This is a genomic window from Rhizobium sullae, from assembly GCF_900169785.1.
GTDB classification, from domain to species: domain Bacteria; phylum Pseudomonadota; class Alphaproteobacteria; order Rhizobiales; family Rhizobiaceae; genus Rhizobium; species Rhizobium sullae.
In genome coordinates, this window is the sequence record NZ_FWER01000001.1 from 45,637 (window position 1) to 62,734 (window position 17,098).

Genomic DNA, 17,098 nt, shown 5'->3' on the forward strand with positions numbered 1-17,098 from the left:
TGGTTCCTAGTTGATAGAGAGGCTTTGGTAGTCCCCAAAGCCTTGGTAGCTTGAGGTGATGACGCGATCGCCTTCCTTCAGACCGCCGACGATTTCGACGCTTTCGACCGTCCGACGACCGACCTGAATATTCCTGCGCTCGGCGGTCGAGCCGTTGACGACGAAGATCCAGTTGCCCCCTGTCGTTTCCCAGAAGGCCCCGAGAGGAATCGTCAGGACGTCGGTTTCCCGCTGCGCCAGATCAAGCCGGCCGGTGATCGCCTGCCCCCTAGTGACGTTCGACATCGGAACCGATGGGTCAAACTCCGCCTCAATCTTGAATTTTCCATCGGTGATCCGGGGCGAAATGCTCGCCACGGAAAGCGTGACGGCCACGCCATCTACAGTACCGGAAGCGTGCTGCCCAACACGGACTCGGCCGAGGTAGAATTCGTCAAGCATGGCCTCAACCTTGAAGCCCTCGTTGTCGTCGATCTGCCCGATCGATTGCCCTGTCGCGAGATGCCGGCCAAGGCTCACGTCGAGATGGGTGAGATAGCCAGTGATCGGCGCCCGTATCACGAGCGCATCGAGCTGAGACCGGGCGGCGGCGATGGTTTCCTGAAGCCGGCTGGAGGTCTCACTGACCGAACGTTCGATGCTTTCGGCCTGAGAATTTACTCGATCTAGGGTGCGGCGCCGTATCTCAAAGATCGACTTCCAGTAGGCCAGATCCTCATTGAGGCGCTGTTCCTCGGCCGCAGGACCAACCCCGCGCACCACGAGCCGCGACTGCATGGTGTGCTGACGCTGTAGCTGCTCGACGCGATACCGCGCCTCTTCGAGGGCCGCTTCCGCGCCGGTCATCGTCTGCGAAACATTCAGCCGGAGCGCCATCTGACTGTTGAGATGATCGATGGCGCTGGATTCCTGCGTAGCGATCGACAGTTCCAGGTTGGGATTGGAGATCCTGACCAGGGGCGCTCCCGCCGCAACATGATCTCCGGCCCGATGGAAGATCTCTTCAACCCGGCCATCCTGTACCATGTCCAGAAAGACCGTTTCCTGCGGAAGGATACGGCCCCTCAGTGGGATGAACTCAGTAAATGCGCCTTTCGTGGCGGTCGCGATCGTCAGGCCCTCGGTCGGGACTGAGAGCGTGAAAGCGGTTCGGGCGGATATGATGTAGAGCGCCACTAGCGCGGCAGCCAGGAGTGCGATCCCCGTCGCGAGCGCATAGGGCCACACCCGCCGTCGGCTGATGGGACGATCAGTCGCGAGCAGGACAACCTTGCTCGGATCGCCTTCCAAAAACTGATCGTGCGAGAATGAATGACGCATCGCGCGGCCTTATGTCCGTAGAACCGCTGCCGGCTCGGTTCGAGCCAACTGGATCGTGTGCTGCAAGACAGCCAGCATTCCGACTGCCACCATGCCGACGGCGGTCGCCAGAAACGGATAAGGGCTCAGGGCGATGCGGTGGCTGTAACCACTGAGCCAGTACACCGCGATGAAAGCCGATGCGGGAAGACCGAGCAGAACCCCAGCAAGGATCGGCATGAAGAACCGCATTGAGACATAGGTTGTGACATTGCCGCGCGTGGCGCCCAACGCCCGCCGAATACCGATCTCCCGGCGCTGCCGTACAGACAGAAGAGAGGTGAGCGCATAGATGCCGAGGCATGACGTGACGATCGCGACGATGCTAAGTGCGACGAGAACGCGTCTGGACTGCTCAAGGGGCCGATAGAGGTCAGCAAGCCTGTCGTCGAGAAAGCGCCCATTCATTGCCCTCTCGTTGGTCACTTCCAGCCAGACTGAATTGATCTGGTCGATCACCGCCGGGTCCCTTGGATTGTCGATCGCAATCGATACGAACCGGCCGCGCTCGGCCACCGGGAAGTAGACAATGGGCTCGGGCGGCAGATCGACGGATTTCATGGTGATATCGGGCACCACGCCCAGGACCTCGAACGGAACCGGCCCTTGGGGTCCAATCATGGCGATCGACGTGCCGATCGCGGATCGAGCGTCGCGGAAGCCCAGAACGGGAAGCGCCGCTTCGCTGAGAACTGTGACCTGTCCTCCTGCCTGCGCGGCATCGGTATCGGGGAAGAGCCTGCCGGCAACAGGGGCGAGGCCATAGGTGTCGAAGAACGCCGAATCGACCGCGTTGGACGGGAAACCGCTCGGCGCTGCCTGGCCCAACTCCTGGTTCATCAGGCCGACCATCGAAGTCGTGAAGTTTGTCGGAACGATCTGCGAGACGGATGCGGCCCGTACCCCTGGTATTCTGGACGCCTCATCCCGGAATGTCGCAAGCACGGAAGGCGACAACGCCGCGGTGCCGCTCTCGATGATGTACACGCCGGTTCCGATCGCTTGAAGGCTCTTGCGGACAGCGAAAGTCGTCTGCCCCGCGACAATGAAAGAGAGAACCACGATTACCGTCGAAAGACCGAACTGCACGACGATAGGAATCGACTCCCAGGCCGCCTTCCGCTTTGGCATCTCCTGTTTGAGGGCGACGACCGGCGGCATGCGCGCGACCGCACCCGCTGGCAGCATCGTGGCGGCGGTGGCGCCCAGGGCCACGATGACAGGCGGTGCAAGGAGGAACAGGAGATCCGGCGCGGTCACCAGAATTGTGACGCCCAGCACGGCCGAGATTATCGGATGGGCAGCCAGAATGAGCGAGGCTGCAAGCGTCATCGACGCAACTGTTATGGCCGCGCCCTCACGCAGGTTCCCGAGCATGATCTGAAGCCGCGTTGCTCCGAACGACCGGCGAACGCCGTATTCGAGTGTCCGAGCCTCGGCCCTCGAAATCATCAGCACCGAGAAGTTGATGCAGACGATGACAACAATCATCGTAGCGATGGCAACCAGAACGCCGATCATCGTCCGGCTTCCCCCCGGCTTCAGCTCGCCAGACGGGAAATTGTTCAGGTGGATCTCCGTGACGGGCATCATCCCAAGGACCGGATTCACCACGGACGCCTGTTCTGGCGGCATGATAGGCGTCGTCACAAGCAGATTGGAGAGCTGCACCGCTACCTCTTTCGCCGCGATGCCGTCATCCAGCCAGAAATAGGTGTACGCGATGCTCTCGCCAGGGCCTGCGGATTGGAACTGCCGGTTCAGAATGGTGAAAGGCGATGCACTGCTAACAAGCAGATTGAGATTGAGATGGGTGTTCTCTGGCACCGATCGCAACACGCCTGTCACCTGGAGGCTGTCGCCCGTGTCAAGCTCAAGCGTCTGGCCGATCGGGTTGGCCGTGCCGAAGTATTTCTGCGCAGCCTGCTGCGAAAGCACAGCGTTACCCGGTGCCTGAAGTGCGTGTGCGAGGCTCCCCGCGCGCAACTCCAGACCGAACGCCTCCAGGAAATTCTCGTCTACGACCTGCACGGTTTCGGAAAACCTTTCCCCGTTTCGCGAGATGACCATGTTCTCTCGCGAAAGGCGGGTGACCGCTTCAACGCCCGGCAAACCCTTCAGCGAATCGGCCAGCCGGGGGCTGATGGCGGGCAGAGATATCTTTCCCGCGCCGGGCGGCGAGATCGTTACGAAGAGCCGATACGCTTGGCCGCTGTTGCGAACCCAACTGTCGTAAGAGAGATCGGTCCTGACAATCAGGATGCACAGTCCGACGGCCACAAACGCAACCGTCGTGCCAATGAAATTGACGATGATCGGGACGAAATCCTTTGCCGTCCTTATGCCGAAGAATTCCCGGAATCGATGCTGCATCCCAACCTCGCAGTCTCATGCTGCGCCGAAGAGTCCCTGGGCGCGGGCTGAACTCACCTCGGCAAACGTTCATAAGATAGTATTATTCAGCAATTTCTTTCTGTCAAACAGAAACTCTCCTCGGGTTGGCCGCGCCCGAGGAGAGCTGAATCGCGTGGTTCACGTGAAGATGCCTATGAATTTGGCCGCCCGTCGGCGGGATCAGATTTGGTATTTCCAGATGTTGAAGATCCACATTGTCGGCGCGGTGCCGTCACGGAAGGCTTCATCGAACTGCGCATCGACCATATCGGGCTCGAGCTTCGTCGGCTCGATGGGCAGGCGGTCCAGCGCGGTTTGAAGCATCCGCGAGACCAGCTCCTGCTGACGAGGCGAAAGGCTCTTGCTGTGGTCGCGAACGCGCTTCGCCATATCCTGGCGCGCGTCAAGAAGTGCAGCGTCCATGCTGTCTCTCCTTTTCTGGGCGGGGTTCCATAGATCGCGGAACGTGTCGTCGGACGCCCAGAATCCGGCGGCTCCGCGATTCAAATGAGCTAAGGCAGGCAAATGGTGCCGCGCGCAGTGTCCTTTTCCATGAGGGACAGCAGCGGCCCAAGCCCGCAGCAGCCGGACGTGTCGTTCAGGAGCCTGCGCGAGGTTTTACGATCGTGCGGACAACCGCCCGTGCAGACCGAGTACCATTGGCATTGCGAGGATCCTGTCTTGTAGCCGTCCAGTTCGGCCTTCGCTCGCTTGAGATTTTGCGATCCCGCCAACGACCGGTTCAAACTGCCTTTGAAGATGTTGCCGTAAAGATAGTTGTCATCGCCGACATATTTGTCGCAAGCGGCAATATTGCCATTGCTTTCGATCGTCAGATATTTGCCCTGGCAATCACCGGCGAAAATGCACAGACCATGTTCCCTGTTGGCGACTTTGTTCAACAGTGAGATGAAGGTGCGTATCTCAAGCCTGTCCTGATACTCATCCCGCCAGACTTCATAGAGGCGGCACATGAATTTCACGTATTCAGGCCAGGGGATATAGGTGCCGATAACATTGCAAGATTCGTCGTTCTCCGGCAGGGCATTTAGGATGTCGAGGGATCTGGCGCCGGTCAGGACAAAGTAGTCCAGGAGCTCTCGCGGCGGCATGGCGGCGACCTCGGAATCGATCACGGCAAGCAAGCCATGCTTGATGCCGTTCTGCCGGAGCTGTCGCAGCGTAGCAAGTATACGCTGTGAGGTGCCGGCCCCGTTCACATCGACCCGGCGCGTATCATTGATAGCGGGAGGACCGTCAATGCTCACACCGATAGAAATGCTGTAGTCCCGAAGGAACTTCAGCATGTCATCCGAGATGTCCACGGCATTGGTCTGGATCGCATTCGAGAAACTGACACCCTTGGACGTATATCGCTGTTGAAGCCACAGGGCCTTGCGATAGAACTTGACGCCCAGAAGGGTGGCTTCCCCACCATGCCAGACGAACTCAATATGCCGCGCGCCGGGCGCCTGCAGCGCGTCCCGTATCGTGCGGGCCAGGACGGCGAACGACATCACATGGCCCGGCCCCTCTCGCCAGGCGTGGCAATAGGTGCAGCGCAGGTTGCACAGCCGGGTCGCCTTCATGACGATGATCATGCTCGACGACTGCGCTGGCGTCTTATCCACCGGGATTTGTTCGATCTGGCGGAGCATGGCGCGCTCGCGCCTGTTCAGAACCGCTTCCTCGGGCAGGCTCAAGCGCTGGTGAAGCGTAGGCTTTGGATCGGCGAAGAGCAGGCTTCCGAAGATCGATTTCTCGTCATCGTTCAGCGTGTCCATGAAGCTCTTCAGGCCCGCGCGCAGCGCCACGACATCATCGCGGCTGGTGATAGTGAGGCCGGTAGGCTCGACACCATTGGCCGGGCTTGCGTCGCTTGCCCCTTTCTGAAGCTGCGAGTCCAGGCGCACAGCGCTTACCCTCCGAGACATATTGACTGTGCATATCCTATCTGCAACTTGGAGCGCATCAAGTTAGACACTATCTGGAATGCAGATAGGTGCGCCGTTTGCATGGATCAAATGGAAGTCAAATCTTGAGGAGGATCTTGGTCTCGATCTGGTCAACCGATCGGGGACGCAGGGTTCCACTCAAAAATCGTGTGCGCGAAGGATCACCCGCTGGCGAGCACTGATGTCGGCCGGAGGAACTTGAGCGCCATGGCAGATCATGGCTGCCCTTCGGAGCGGAGGGCGGGCTCAAACGATCACCTCAAGGTATGCACCTTGCAGCGACACGCATTGCACTGAGCATCACGTGGAAGCGTTGACCGGCGCGTGGTCACTCCAGTGTCAGTCACGTTGTCTCCCAAGCTGCCACGACACCGATCCTCCTTGCACTGCACTGCGCCCGTGACGTCGCGGCAGAACTGGCGGTCAATGACAGGACGCCAGGGACAAGGGTGAACTCATGGCCTTTCTCGACGATGGCGAACTTGCCGCTCGATAGCTGGACCGTGCCGGTGAACTTGCCGCTTACGGTTTCACCCTCTGCGGTCCCCGAAACGGCATGGGGCTTGCTAGCCGCCAACTCCGTACCCGGCGCGGGCGACCTCGCGCTCGCGTAACCCAGCAAAATTGCCCGCACATGCGCAAATTTGGCTGAACGAGGATCCAGCTTAGCCGCAAGCGCTCAATCGGCCGCGATCTATCTATTCTGCAGATACTTCCTAACTTGAACGCAGCACCAGAAGCGTAGAGAAAGCGCGCTCAACGGGTGAAAAAGGACGGCCTCAAGGTGTCAGAGATGCACCATTTTCCCGGTCACATGCGCCGGAACAATGTAAATACTGTCGCAGGTTTGAACGTTGATCTTCGTTTCACGCATACATCTGAATTCTCAGAAGATGTTCTGCTCTTTCCGCGCTTTCAGGGTGCCACGATGCGTGCGAGGCTATATTGCTTTAGGTCGACAAGGACCATAGTAAAGCTTGCGAAAGACCGTGCGAGTCGGATGGCAAATGCACCAGAAACGTCGCTTGATGATATTGCCTGCTTGATTGTGGCATACAACCGCTTGAAAGCCCTCCGCCTATTCCCTCTAAGTTGCGTTCTGGACTCTTTGGCTTGTCTATTCTTCTTCGCCGAAGAGGGATGTAGCGCAAATCTTGTGATTGGCGTGAAAGAAGCCCCCTTCGCGACTCGCACCTGGCTCGAAATAAATGGAGTGGTAGCGAATGACGACGATGCACTCGTCTTAAGCTACCTCCCGGTTCTGCAAACGAACAGCGAAAGCGATCGACATCAGGCTTTGGGAGGGACCGCTGCTGGCACATGCATTGGATCAAAGACCAAGGATGCTCCGGCCAAGCGACGGCTGAGGCATCATCCGCAAATTGGAGCGTTTTCAATCGGAGCGACCCAGGCGCTCATCTCGTCCTGGCGTCGATTTTCGTAGTGGCAAGGCGCTTGCAAAGCCATTTTGCAGCCGCCCCGCAAGGCCGTTGCTTGTGCCAGATCATTCCCAATGCGACCTGAAACTGACCGTCGCCAAACTGCAGCGAGGGCTAGTAAGGTCCGGCTCACATGGGGGGTATGCAATGACATGGTCGGGGGCAAAGGCTCAGCCGATCCCGTGCTTGACCAGGGTGGGTATACAAATACGCGAGAAGAAGTTGATAGGTTGGCGAGTTCGCCGAAATGCTGCTCAGGCATGGTCTGGGCGGAAAGGTCGTCCAGATGGCAGCGGGCCGCGGCCGCGATGCCCTGATCGTCCTCGCCGGCGTATTCATCGATCCAAACGCGATAGAGGTGCCCATCGAGGACCCAGACGCCGTGCGGTGCCAGGGCACGGCCAAGTTCAGCATATCCGACGGCGCAAGGGGCGAGAGCGACATGCAGGTCGAGCAGATCGGCGGCCGCCCCGCAGTCCAGCACGAAACAGGTATAGGCGATGGTCGCCTGGTGCTCGGGCGCGGCCTCAATATCCTGCGGCGACGGGCCCCCTCGCCCGTGTAACCGCACATGGAGTTCGGTCGCGTCGAGGATGGCGGCAAGGGCCAGCTGCGCCGCGCGGATGTCGGCAACGGTGCGGCTCTTGTAGGCGGCGAGGGCATAGGCGCCGGCGAGCTGCCTGAGGAACTGGCGGTCCAGCACCAGATAGGCGCGGAAGGTCGCCGCGGGCAGCGTTCCCGCGCCGAGCCGGCGCACGAAAGGCTAGGCGCTGCACGACGTGGAACCGCACCCGTCCTTTGAGCCTGTTCGCAGTCGAAGAGCGCGGGCATTGGCATCACGCGTCATTTGCAGGAAGATGCCTCCGGAAAGGATCGAGCAATATGAACCTGCGCTTCGTCGAAACGTTCCTCTGGATCGTCCGCCTCGGCAGTTTTAGTGCCGCTGCGGAGAAATTGAATACAACTCAGGCTTCGATTTCCAACCGCATCGCTACACTCGAGCGCGAGCTTGGTGTTCAGCTGTTTGATCGCGATATGCGCACTGTCAAACTTACACCGGTCGGGCAGCAAGCGGTCTCCAAAGCGGAAGAGATCGTGAAGGCGGTTGGAGAATTTCGCGAGACGATAGCCGATCCGACCAGCCTAAAAGGTTCAGTCAGTATCGGCACGATCGACTCCATTGTTCACTCGTTTCTGCCACGCCTTGTCGAGCGGGTGCAGGAGCGCTATCCGGGGATCGCCATCGATCTCAATGTCGACACGAGCCTCAACATGGCGCGGGAAATCATTGAACGGAAAATCGACCTAGCGTTGATCATGGGCCCAGCGCTTGATCATGGATTGGTCAACATCAATCTTGGGACGTATGGCTGCGTCTGGGTGGCAAGCCCGAAATACGGCTTGGCAGGCAAAAAACTGACACTTGCGGACCTTGCAAGCTACCCATTGCTGGCCTTTTCAAAAGGAAGCGTTCCTCATCATGGGCTGTTGCAGCAGTTTCGCGAAGCAGGGCTTGAGGTGCCGGCGATCTCGAATTCCAACTCGCTTGCCACCATCATGCGCCTTGCCAAAGATGGTCTTGGTGTCGCGCCTCTGCCGCGCGTCATCCTGGGCGAATATATTGACGCAGGTGCATTGGAGATTCTTGACGTTGCACCGGCATTTCATCCGCTTACCTTCCATGCGGTCTATGCCGATCACCCGGACAGTCTTCTGCCGTCGATCATTGCCCAGATGGCAGCTGAAGTATCACTCTGCATGGCGGATGCCTGAGAGTCATTTCGATCGAATGCAACAGCCAGCCACGAATGCATAAGAAAATTCTATAGGACTGCTCAATTATTTCGAGTTTGTCTCACCACGATATTTTGCGCACGATCCCTTCACCGCAATGGAGGTATGAGCGTGAAAGTCAGCCTGGTGCAAATGAACTCGCAAGACAGCAAGGCCGCAAATCTGGAAATCGCGGCACGTTTGATCAACGAAGCCGTTGAGAATGATGCCCCTGATCTCGTCGTGTTGCCCGAATACTATGCCTTCCTTGGCGAGGGCCGGGACAATATCTACGCCAATGCCGAGACGTTTCCGGATGGCGACGGCTACCGGCTGATGTCGGGACTGGCCGCAAAGCATAGTGTTACGATTCATGCTGGCAGCATCGTCGAACAGGATGGCAACAAATATTACAACACGACGATCGTCTTTGGCCCTGACGGCAAGGAACTGGCGAAATACCGCAAGATTCACTTGTTCGATGTGGATACGCCAGGCGGCACGGTCTACCGCGAGTCAGATACGATCAGCCGCGGCGATGAGGTCGTCACATATCAAGTTGGCAGCACAAAAGTCGGTTGCGCTATTTGCTATGATGTGCGCTTCCCCGAATTGTTCCGCAAACTGCGCGACGAGGGTGCCGAAGTCATCGTTCTTCCTGCAGCGTTCACGCTGATGACCGGCAAGGACCATTGGGAAGTGCTTGCCCGCGCCCGCGCCATCGAAACGCAGACCTATTTTCTTGCGGTGGGGCAGACACTTTCCCACGCCGAGGGACGCAAATGGTGCTGGGGTCATTCCATGGTCATCGACCCATGGGGGCATATAGTAGCGCAGTGCTCAGATGGCGTCGGAACCACCAGTTCCAAACTGGATCTCGGCTATGTCACAAAAGTACGCGGCGATGTTCCCGTTGCCCGTCACCATGTCCTTTGAGAGGTCAGCCCATGTTTGAAGTCAACGAAATGCCGCGTCAGATCGATGCTGATTTGATCAAGCTCATGGAACAGGTCGAGACAGCCACGATTGGACATTTCCTGCATTCGGGTTTCGTCGATCGGGAAATTCGAGCTGTTCTGCCGGAAAAACGTGTCGCTGGAACTGCTGTCACTATTCGCATTCCGCATGCGGATTCGACTATCCTGCATTACTTGACCAAGATTGTCCGTCCTGGCGATTTCGTTGCAATCGAACGGTGTGGCGATGATCGCCATGCCTGCTGGGGCGGCGTTGTGACGCACGCCATGAAGCTGGCCGGCGTTGTCGGCGCGGTAATCGATGGTCCCGCGACGGATTTCTCCGAGATACGCAAGGTGCAAATGCCAATGTGGTGCCGCGGACCGTCACCGATAACAACCAAAATTCTGGGTCTGGAAGGGGCGATCAACGTCTCGGTCACGGTCGGCGGTCAAGTCATCAACCCAGGTGATGCTATCATCGCCGATGAAAGTGGCGTCGTTGTCCTGGCACCATCCCAAGCCCAGGCTGCCGCTGAGAAAGCGCTCGGCATGCAGGAAAACGAAATCGTATTGCTCGAACGCTTGCGTAAAGGTGAATTCCTTCCCGACATTTCGGGGGCAACGAAAATCGTGGAGGGCCAGAAGCGCCAAGTCGCCTGATCGATAACATTCAACTCATAAAAAACAGGGAACGAGATGATGTTTGCAAGACTTTCAATTGCTGTTTCAGCGCTTACGATCGCCGCGGTCACCAGCGCATCGGCGGAGACCGTAACGCTGACGGCCTATAGCGGGATCTTTCAAGAACACTATACGAAGGCCGTCATCGAGCCGTTCATGAAAAAATATCCTGATATCATCGTGCAGTTCTATGGGATGCCGAACTCGGCGCAGATGCTCGGGACCTTGCGTGCGCAAAAGAGCAGTCCGCAAGTAGATGTGGCGATACTTGATGTGAGCGTGGCGAAGGCGGGCACGGATGAGGGCCTGTTCGACAAGGTCGATGAAAGTGTGTCTGCAAACGTCAAGGATCTTTATCCGAACGCTCACGCCGAAGGTGTTGCAGGCGTCGGCGTTACCTTCGACAATCTGGTGATCATCTACAACACTGACCAGGTGAAGACAGCCCCGACCTCATGGAACGCCCTTTGGGACAAGCAGTATGAAGGGAAGGTGATCATACAGGCTGCTCCGGATATTCAAGGAACAACATTTACGATCATTTCAAACAAGCTTGCCGGCGGCGGAGATTACAAGACCGACGTTTCGGCAGGCATCGCCAAGATTGGTGAACTCGCTCCGGGCGTGCAGACCTGGGATCCGAAGCCGGATGTCTATGCTCCAATCGCCAATGGACAGGCCGCCTTGGGTATCGGCTGGAATGCGCGCGCTCAGATCTACTCCGGAACCTCTGGTGGCAAACTGGGCGTTGCCCTGCCGCAAGAAGGCAGCGGTTTCCAGATCAATACGATCAATCTAGTGAAGAATGCTCCGGCGAGCGATGCGGCGAAGAAATTCATAGATTACGCACTCAGCCCTGAAGCCCAGGCGGCTTTCACCGGCGAAATGTTCTATGCTCCAACGAATTCCAAAACTGTCATCGCACCAGATGCTTTGAAGCGCACCGCCGCAGACGATATGGACAAGATGATCGATATTGACTGGCTGGCAGTGGCGAAAGTCCGTGATGGCATCACCGAGCAATGGCGTCGTCGCATCATTCCGCTCAGCCGCTAAACTTCAAGCCGTGAAAATTTGGAGGCTACCATGATGCATCAGACCATCAAACGCGATGACGTTGAAACGATTGGCGATCCGTATCTCAGGCTGGAAGGTATCAAGAAGAAATATGGTCCTGTCGAAGTTATCTCAAATCTGAATCTCGAGGTCCGCAAGGGCGAGCTGATCGCTCTGCTTGGCCCTTCTGGATGCGGCAAAACGACAACTCTGCGTATGATTGCGGGATTGATTTCTCCCTCTGCCGGAAAGATCGCTGTCGAGGGACGCGACATTACCCAAATCGCACCTCATGGCAGGGACATGGGGCTTGTCTTTCAAAGCTATGCCCTGTTTCCGCATATGACCGTGGCGAAGAATGTCGCTTTTGGTCTCGAAATGCGCGGCCTGTCGCGTTCCGATATTGCCAACAAGGTGGCCAAGGCGCTGGCCATGGTCCAGCTTGGCCATCTTGCCGAGCGAAAACCACGCGAGCTGTCCGGTGGTCAACAGCAACGCGTTGCCTTGGCTCGCGCGCTTGTTATCGAACCGTCCATTCTGCTGCTCGATGAACCACTCTCGAATCTCGACGCAAAACTGCGCGATGAAATGCGCACTCAGATCCGGGACATACAGCAGCAGCTGGGCATCACAACAGTTTTTGTGACGCATGATCAGGTGGAAGCCTTGAGCATGTGTGATCGTATCGTGGTCATGAAAGGCGGACTGATTGAACAGGTCGGCACGCCGCATGAGATCTACGAGCGGCCGGCGACGCCGTTCGTGGCCTCCTTTGTCGGTCGCACGAACCGCGTCAAAGGCAAGCGCACGGCAGACGGTTCTATACGAATTGGTTCAACGGCCATTCGGTCGACAAAACCGGCGGCGCAGGACGACGTTGTGGTGATGGTGCGCCCACACCGCCTTCATATCGATTGGAACGCAACGTCACCGGAACAAGATGAAACGGCAAACCGAACGGCCGCTATGCTTTCGCGTATTACTTTTGTCGGCGACGTCATCCAGTATCATTTTGATGTCGACGGTTCCGAGTTTATCGTCGAAGAATCGACCAAAAAAACTCAAATCAGCCGTCGCCAGGGTGACAAAGCCGTTCTCTGCTGGAGCGTCGAGGACACGCTCGTCTTCGGAGCGGATCAATGACGACGGCAACTCTTGATATACCTCTCAGCGACCAGAAATCATCCAGCGCTGCCGGCATCGCTATTACCTTGCTGTTGCCAATCGCTCTGGTCAACGCCATCGGATTTATTCTTCCGGTTCTCAATCTGGCAAGAATGTCCTTTAACGAAGCTCTGCCTGGCGGCGGGATTGCAGAGGCGTTCACTGCAGCCAACTGGACGGGATTGCTTGAGGATAGTTTCTATATCGAGCTGATCACGAACTCGATCGTGGTCAGTTTGGGGATTACCCTCGCGACCCTGTTGGTGAGCTATCCCATCGCCCTATATCTTCATCGCGCGTCCGGTGCGTGGCGGACATTCTTGACGGTTCTCGTCATCTCACCGCTCCTCACCTCAGCGGTCGTGCGGACCTATGGCTGGATCGCCCTACTGGCCGAACAGGGGCCGGTTGCCAATGTGATTGCGTCGATGGGGTTTGAGCCGCCGCGTATGATGTTCAACACCACCGGCGTCGTCATTGGACTGACCGAGATCCTGATGCCCTACATGATCTTGTCGTTGATGGCTGGATTTGGGCGGCTCGACCCCAAGGTAGAGGAGGCAGCACGAACTCTCGGTGCGCCACCATTCAGGACGTTCTGGCGTGTGATCCTGCCTCTCACTCTACCAGGTATCGCCCTTGGCTGCCTTCTTTGCTTTGTCCTCGCCATCTCTTCCTTCATTACGCCGAAGCTGATGGGCGGCGGACGGGTATTCTTGCTTGCGACGGAAATCTACGATCAGGCAATCGTAACATTGAACTGGCCGCTGGCTGCGACGTTGTCGATGCTGGTGCTCGTCATTTTCGGTGCTGCATTGGCTGTCTACTCGCGCATCCTGCATGTAATCGAAGGGTAACGGTATGGAAGAAAATCCCACCTCCTGGTTTATGCGTATAGCCGTTACCATCCTGTTCCTGTTTCTTCTGGCGCCGGTCCTGCTCGTGTTTCCGATCTCTTTCAGCGGCGATCAGATCCTCGCCTTTCCGCCGAGCTCGTGGTCGCTGCGATGGTATGAGGCCCTGCTCGGAAACAACGTTATGATGTCGGCGTTTCTGACAAGTCTCGGGCTTGCAACGGTTGTTACCGTTTTGTCGTTGATTATCGCGATTCCCGCGTCTTATGCGATCGTCCGGTTAAAGGTCACAGGGTCGGAATTCCTGTTCAACCTTTTCACCGCCCCATTGCTGTTGCCGACAATCGTTCTCGGGTTGGCCATACTGATTATTTTTGCATCGATGGGTCTGCTGGCGACATTCACAGGTCTTGTTATTGGCCATCTGGTGATCACACTTCCCTATGCGTTGCGGGTGCTCTCCGTCTCTCTCGGCAACCTTAACCTTGCGTGTGAAGAGGCGGCTTCGTCGCTAGGAGCCAAGCCCCTAGCCGTTTTCGGGAAGGTCACCCTGCCGATGATGGCACCGGGTATCGTTGCGGCTACTGCGCTCTGTTTCCTCGTTTCATTTGATGAAGTGGTCATCACGCTGTTTCTGACAGGACCGAGAATGACCACGCTGCCCGTTGAGCTATTCCATCATGTCGAGAGTCAGGCGGATCCGTTAGTGGCAAGTGTCTCAGTTCTGTTGATCCTGATGACGCTGGCAGTGGTTATTATCGTGGACCGGACAATGGGTCTGACGAAGGCCTTCGTGAAGTAGTGGATTTCTCACGCGTGACTTGCCCGCCGCGAGGGCGGAGCCCTTAGCGACTTGGCTGGGCGTGAGCGCCAACGGGAGCCGAACCCAAAACTGGATCAGGATATAAGGGATCGGAAAGCTAGCCGGTGCGGCATCCAGATCGCCGTATCATACGTTCCACCAGGCTCGGCAACCACTCTCACTCTTCCACAGCAGGTCATATGATCGAGACCTCGCCAAGGCTTTCGCCTGCCGCGGCGAGCGCAAGCGGCCGCGAACTCCGTTCGCAAGAGCATTCGCCTGGCCGCCAAGCGTGCCTGCAGATCGCTCGCCCTTCGACCGCAGTTCCTGCCGCGACAAACCTACCTCTGTCGCCGCGCAATCCCGGGCCTGGCCTGCATTCAATAAATTTCTAACCAAATGCTTTCACCAAAATGAAGGCCAAGTACGCTATGGAGTTTGTCGAGACATGCCGCTTAGCGATGTCGTAGCATCAATCGAAAACGCTAACGTGCTGGTCAGTTCATTCACATGCTGAAGAGCTTCATTCCACTTAAATTCAAGTTAGACAGCTCTATTATTGATAAGCACTCGGCTGGCCGCACCCAGGCTCGGTTCACTCAAGGATTCTTCCAGCGTAGCTTTGATCGCAAACTGTTAATCCGCGTCTTCCTGGCCATTATTTGCACAACGATTCTCGCTTTCTCGATCGTTGCGCCAACCTATCGCGACTTCACCCTTTCGCGACAGAACCTCCATGACATCCGGCAATATCGGCTCGTCCTCGATACGGCAAACTTCCTGTCCGCCGAGCGCGGTCCCGCCAACATCGTCATGTCCGAGGAACCGTCTCTCGATAGTGCGGGGATGAAGCGATTGGTAGAATTCAGGCAGCGTATTGATGCCGCCTTAGCGCAGCTCGCCGATGTGTCAGACGTTCCCCTCGGACTGCACAACCACACCGTCCCACCGGACATGCTGCAACGGATCCGCTACCAACTCACCCTTGCACGAAGCAAGGTTGACAGAATCGCGGCAATCCCGAGAGCTGCGCTGAAAACGGCCGAAATCCAGGACGCGATCGAGAGCATGTTCGAGGCATCAGAGCTATTCCGGGCGGTGATCGCCTGGAATGCCGACGAACTCGTCCAGCACGACACAGGGCTCTCGGCACCTGCCCTTCTGGGGCAGATGCTCAGCGATCTCCGCGAATACGGCGGCAGAGTCGCCTCTCAGATCATCGCCCCACTTACGACAGGGCAGAGATTGCCGCTGCAGAATGTGATCGAGAGCCGCCGCAGCCAAGGAAGGCTCCTCGAACTCTGGCAACTGATCAATAGCCAGAACGCCCTCTACAATACGCCGTCACTGATAAAGAGCCGCGACGAAATTGAACGGCTCTTCTTCCGCGGCGGTCTTGATCTGGTCGACCAGGTTATCGACGAGGGCCGGCGCGAGTCGCGCTACACCCTAACCGCGACAGAATTCACTCAACGCTTCGTCCCAACAATGCGGCCGATCGAAACATATCGAAGCGAGTTCCTCGACGCCGTCGTCGAAAAGTTTGCCGACGCAAGAACAAACGCCCTCATCGGCCTCGCGATAGTGGTGCTGGTGACGGCGATCGTTCTTGCGACGCTCATTGGTATCATCCTCTCCGTGCGAACACATGTGTTTCGTCCGCTCATGCAAGCGCATGACGACGTCCTTCGACTGGCAGAAGATCGCCCCATTGCCACAGCGACTAGCCCGACGCAGGCCGGTGAGATTCGCGACCTTTTCCAGGCGATCGAAGTCCTTCAGGGCAAGCTGCAAGAGCGCGCCTCCCTCACCAGGGAATTGAAAGTCCAGGCGGAAACTGACGGACTGACGGCGCTCCTCAACCGGCGGATGCTCGACCGCTTTGCCCAATCATCGCCTATTGGAGAACGCACGAACGAGAGCATGTGCCTTATCCTCATGGACATCGACCATTTCAAAAAGGTGAACGACACCTATGGACATGTCACGGGCGATCGCGTGCTCATCCAAACCGCGGAACTCTTGCGGTCCCAACTGCGGGCCGGCGATCTGATCGCCCGCTTCGGCGGCGAAGAATTCGCGGTTCTCGTCTCCAGCAATGATCTCTCCGGCGCCATTTCGATTGCAAGAAAGATCCGCCTCGCTATGCAACGAGAGACGTTCACGACACCCGATGGAACACCCTTCCGCGTGACAGCGAGCTTCGGCGTCGCGTCCGGCCGACGTGGCGAACGCGCGTGGTCGGAGTTGATCGAGCTCGCAGATACTGCCCTCTACCGCGCGAAATCAGACGGTCGCAATCGTGTTCGCTTCGCGCGAAACACGCTCTCAGCGCCGGCCATAATGTCTACGATACGCGATAATCTGGCACTGGAACGACGTTCACCCAAATAGCTAAAGCACGGAACCTGCGGTGCAATCCGCTTCATAACGCGAGTTCCGTACATGAGGTGCGCGATGCGTGGGACTCGTCACAACTGCGTCGGGTTCGGTGCGTGCCCGTAGACGGCGACCGGATCGAAGACCTTTGCCTTCTCCTCCAAGGTGAGAATAATCGGGGTCTCGCCGAGAGGTCCAACGGGGATCGAGCGATAGAAGCACGACCGGTAGCCCACATGGCAGCTCGCGATGCCCGCGATCTCGACCCGCAACCAGATCCAAT

At 57.5% G+C, this 17,098-nt stretch carries 15 protein-coding genes and 1 pseudogene; 9 read left to right on the plus strand and 7 right to left on the minus strand.

Annotation, left to right across the window (positions count from 1 at the left end; genetic code table 11):
- Window positions 1–6 precede the first annotated feature (6 nt).
- The 5 genes and pseudogenes from BN1800_RS00250 to BN1800_RS00270 all read right to left on the minus strand — a co-directional run.
- Window positions 7–1,320 carry an efflux RND transporter periplasmic adaptor subunit gene (locus tag BN1800_RS00250; protein ID WP_086993387.1) on the minus strand — a complete coding sequence of 438 codons (1,314 nt, stop codon included), beginning with the start codon at window positions 1,318–1,320 and terminating at the stop codon, window positions 7–9.
- Window positions 1,321–1,329: 9 nt separating this feature from the next.
- Complete coding sequence (locus BN1800_RS00255) at window positions 1,330–3,732, minus strand: ABC transporter permease (RefSeq protein ID WP_086993389.1); 2,403 nt, start codon at window positions 3,730–3,732, stop codon at window positions 1,330–1,332.
- A gap of 201 nt (window positions 3,733–3,933) precedes the next feature.
- On the minus strand, window positions 3,934–4,176 hold the full coding sequence (locus BN1800_RS00260) for a DynW-associated RiPP peptide (protein ID WP_086993390.1): 243 nt from the start codon (window positions 4,174–4,176) through the stop codon (window positions 3,934–3,936).
- An 89-nt stretch (window positions 4,177–4,265) separates the two neighbouring features.
- Window positions 4,266–5,411 (minus strand): radical SAM/SPASM domain-containing protein, encoded by a 1,146-nt coding sequence (locus tag BN1800_RS00265; RefSeq protein ID WP_179213725.1) that lies wholly within the window; start codon window positions 5,409–5,411, stop codon window positions 4,266–4,268.
- 636 nt (window positions 5,412–6,047) lie between these two features.
- Window positions 6,048–6,328 (minus strand): annotated as a pseudogene (locus tag BN1800_RS00270) (DUF3363 domain-containing protein); the annotation flags it as partial.
- A gap of 308 nt (window positions 6,329–6,636) precedes the next feature.
- On the opposite strand from BN1800_RS00270, the gene BN1800_RS43790 reads away from it, so the two are divergent.
- Window positions 6,637–7,152 (plus strand): lasso peptide biosynthesis B2 protein, encoded by a 516-nt coding sequence (locus BN1800_RS43790; RefSeq protein WP_425298946.1) that lies wholly within the window; start codon window positions 6,637–6,639, stop codon window positions 7,150–7,152.
- Here the strand turns inward: BN1800_RS43790 and BN1800_RS41960 are convergent.
- Complete coding sequence (locus BN1800_RS41960) at window positions 7,080–7,904, minus strand: thiaminase II/PqqC family protein (protein ID WP_210191265.1); 825 nt, start codon at window positions 7,902–7,904, stop codon at window positions 7,080–7,082. The genes BN1800_RS43790 and BN1800_RS41960 overlap by 73 nt on opposite strands.
- Before the next feature lie 125 nt (window positions 7,905–8,029).
- Between BN1800_RS41960 and BN1800_RS00285 the strand changes: the two genes are divergently transcribed.
- From BN1800_RS00285 to BN1800_RS00320, 8 genes are all read left to right on the plus strand, one after another.
- On the plus strand, window positions 8,030–8,920 hold the full coding sequence (locus BN1800_RS00285) for a LysR family transcriptional regulator (RefSeq protein WP_086993396.1): 891 nt from the start codon (window positions 8,030–8,032) through the stop codon (window positions 8,918–8,920).
- Between the two features lie 132 nt (window positions 8,921–9,052).
- Entirely contained in the window at window positions 9,053–9,856 is an 804-nt protein-coding gene (locus BN1800_RS00290) for a carbon-nitrogen hydrolase family protein (RefSeq protein WP_086993862.1), read from the plus strand.
- An 11-nt stretch (window positions 9,857–9,867) separates the two neighbouring features.
- The gene (locus BN1800_RS00295; RefSeq protein ID WP_086993398.1) at window positions 9,868–10,539 is read left to right on the plus strand and encodes an RraA family protein; all 672 of its coding nucleotides are present in this window, start codon (window positions 9,868–9,870) and stop codon (window positions 10,537–10,539) included.
- Between the two features lie 36 nt (window positions 10,540–10,575).
- Complete coding sequence (locus BN1800_RS00300; RefSeq protein WP_086993400.1) at window positions 10,576–11,616, plus strand: ABC transporter substrate-binding protein; 1,041 nt, start codon at window positions 10,576–10,578, stop codon at window positions 11,614–11,616.
- A gap of 30 nt (window positions 11,617–11,646) precedes the next feature.
- Window positions 11,647–12,759: an ABC transporter ATP-binding protein gene (locus tag BN1800_RS00305; RefSeq protein WP_086993402.1), complete on the plus strand. Its 1,113-nt coding sequence runs from the start codon at window positions 11,647–11,649 to the stop codon at window positions 12,757–12,759.
- Window positions 12,756–13,637, plus strand: coding sequence for an ABC transporter permease (locus BN1800_RS00310; protein WP_086993404.1), 882 nt, complete (start codon window positions 12,756–12,758; stop codon window positions 13,635–13,637). Before BN1800_RS00305 ends, BN1800_RS00310 begins: the two co-directional genes overlap by 4 nt.
- 4 nt (window positions 13,638–13,641) lie before the next feature.
- Window positions 13,642–14,436 carry an ABC transporter permease gene (locus BN1800_RS00315; protein WP_086993406.1) on the plus strand — a complete coding sequence of 265 codons (795 nt, stop codon included), beginning with the start codon at window positions 13,642–13,644 and terminating at the stop codon, window positions 14,434–14,436.
- A gap of 510 nt (window positions 14,437–14,946) precedes the next feature.
- On the plus strand, window positions 14,947–16,830 hold the full coding sequence (locus BN1800_RS00320; RefSeq protein ID WP_086993408.1) for a GGDEF domain-containing protein: 1,884 nt from the start codon (window positions 14,947–14,949) through the stop codon (window positions 16,828–16,830).
- A gap of 77 nt (window positions 16,831–16,907) precedes the next feature.
- Here BN1800_RS00320 and BN1800_RS43580 read toward each other — a convergent pair whose 3' ends face one another.
- Window positions 16,908–17,087, minus strand: coding sequence for a phosphoribosyl-AMP cyclohydrolase (locus tag BN1800_RS43580; RefSeq protein WP_342210293.1), 180 nt, complete (start codon window positions 17,085–17,087; stop codon window positions 16,908–16,910).
- Between the last annotated feature and the right edge of the window lie 11 nt (window positions 17,088–17,098).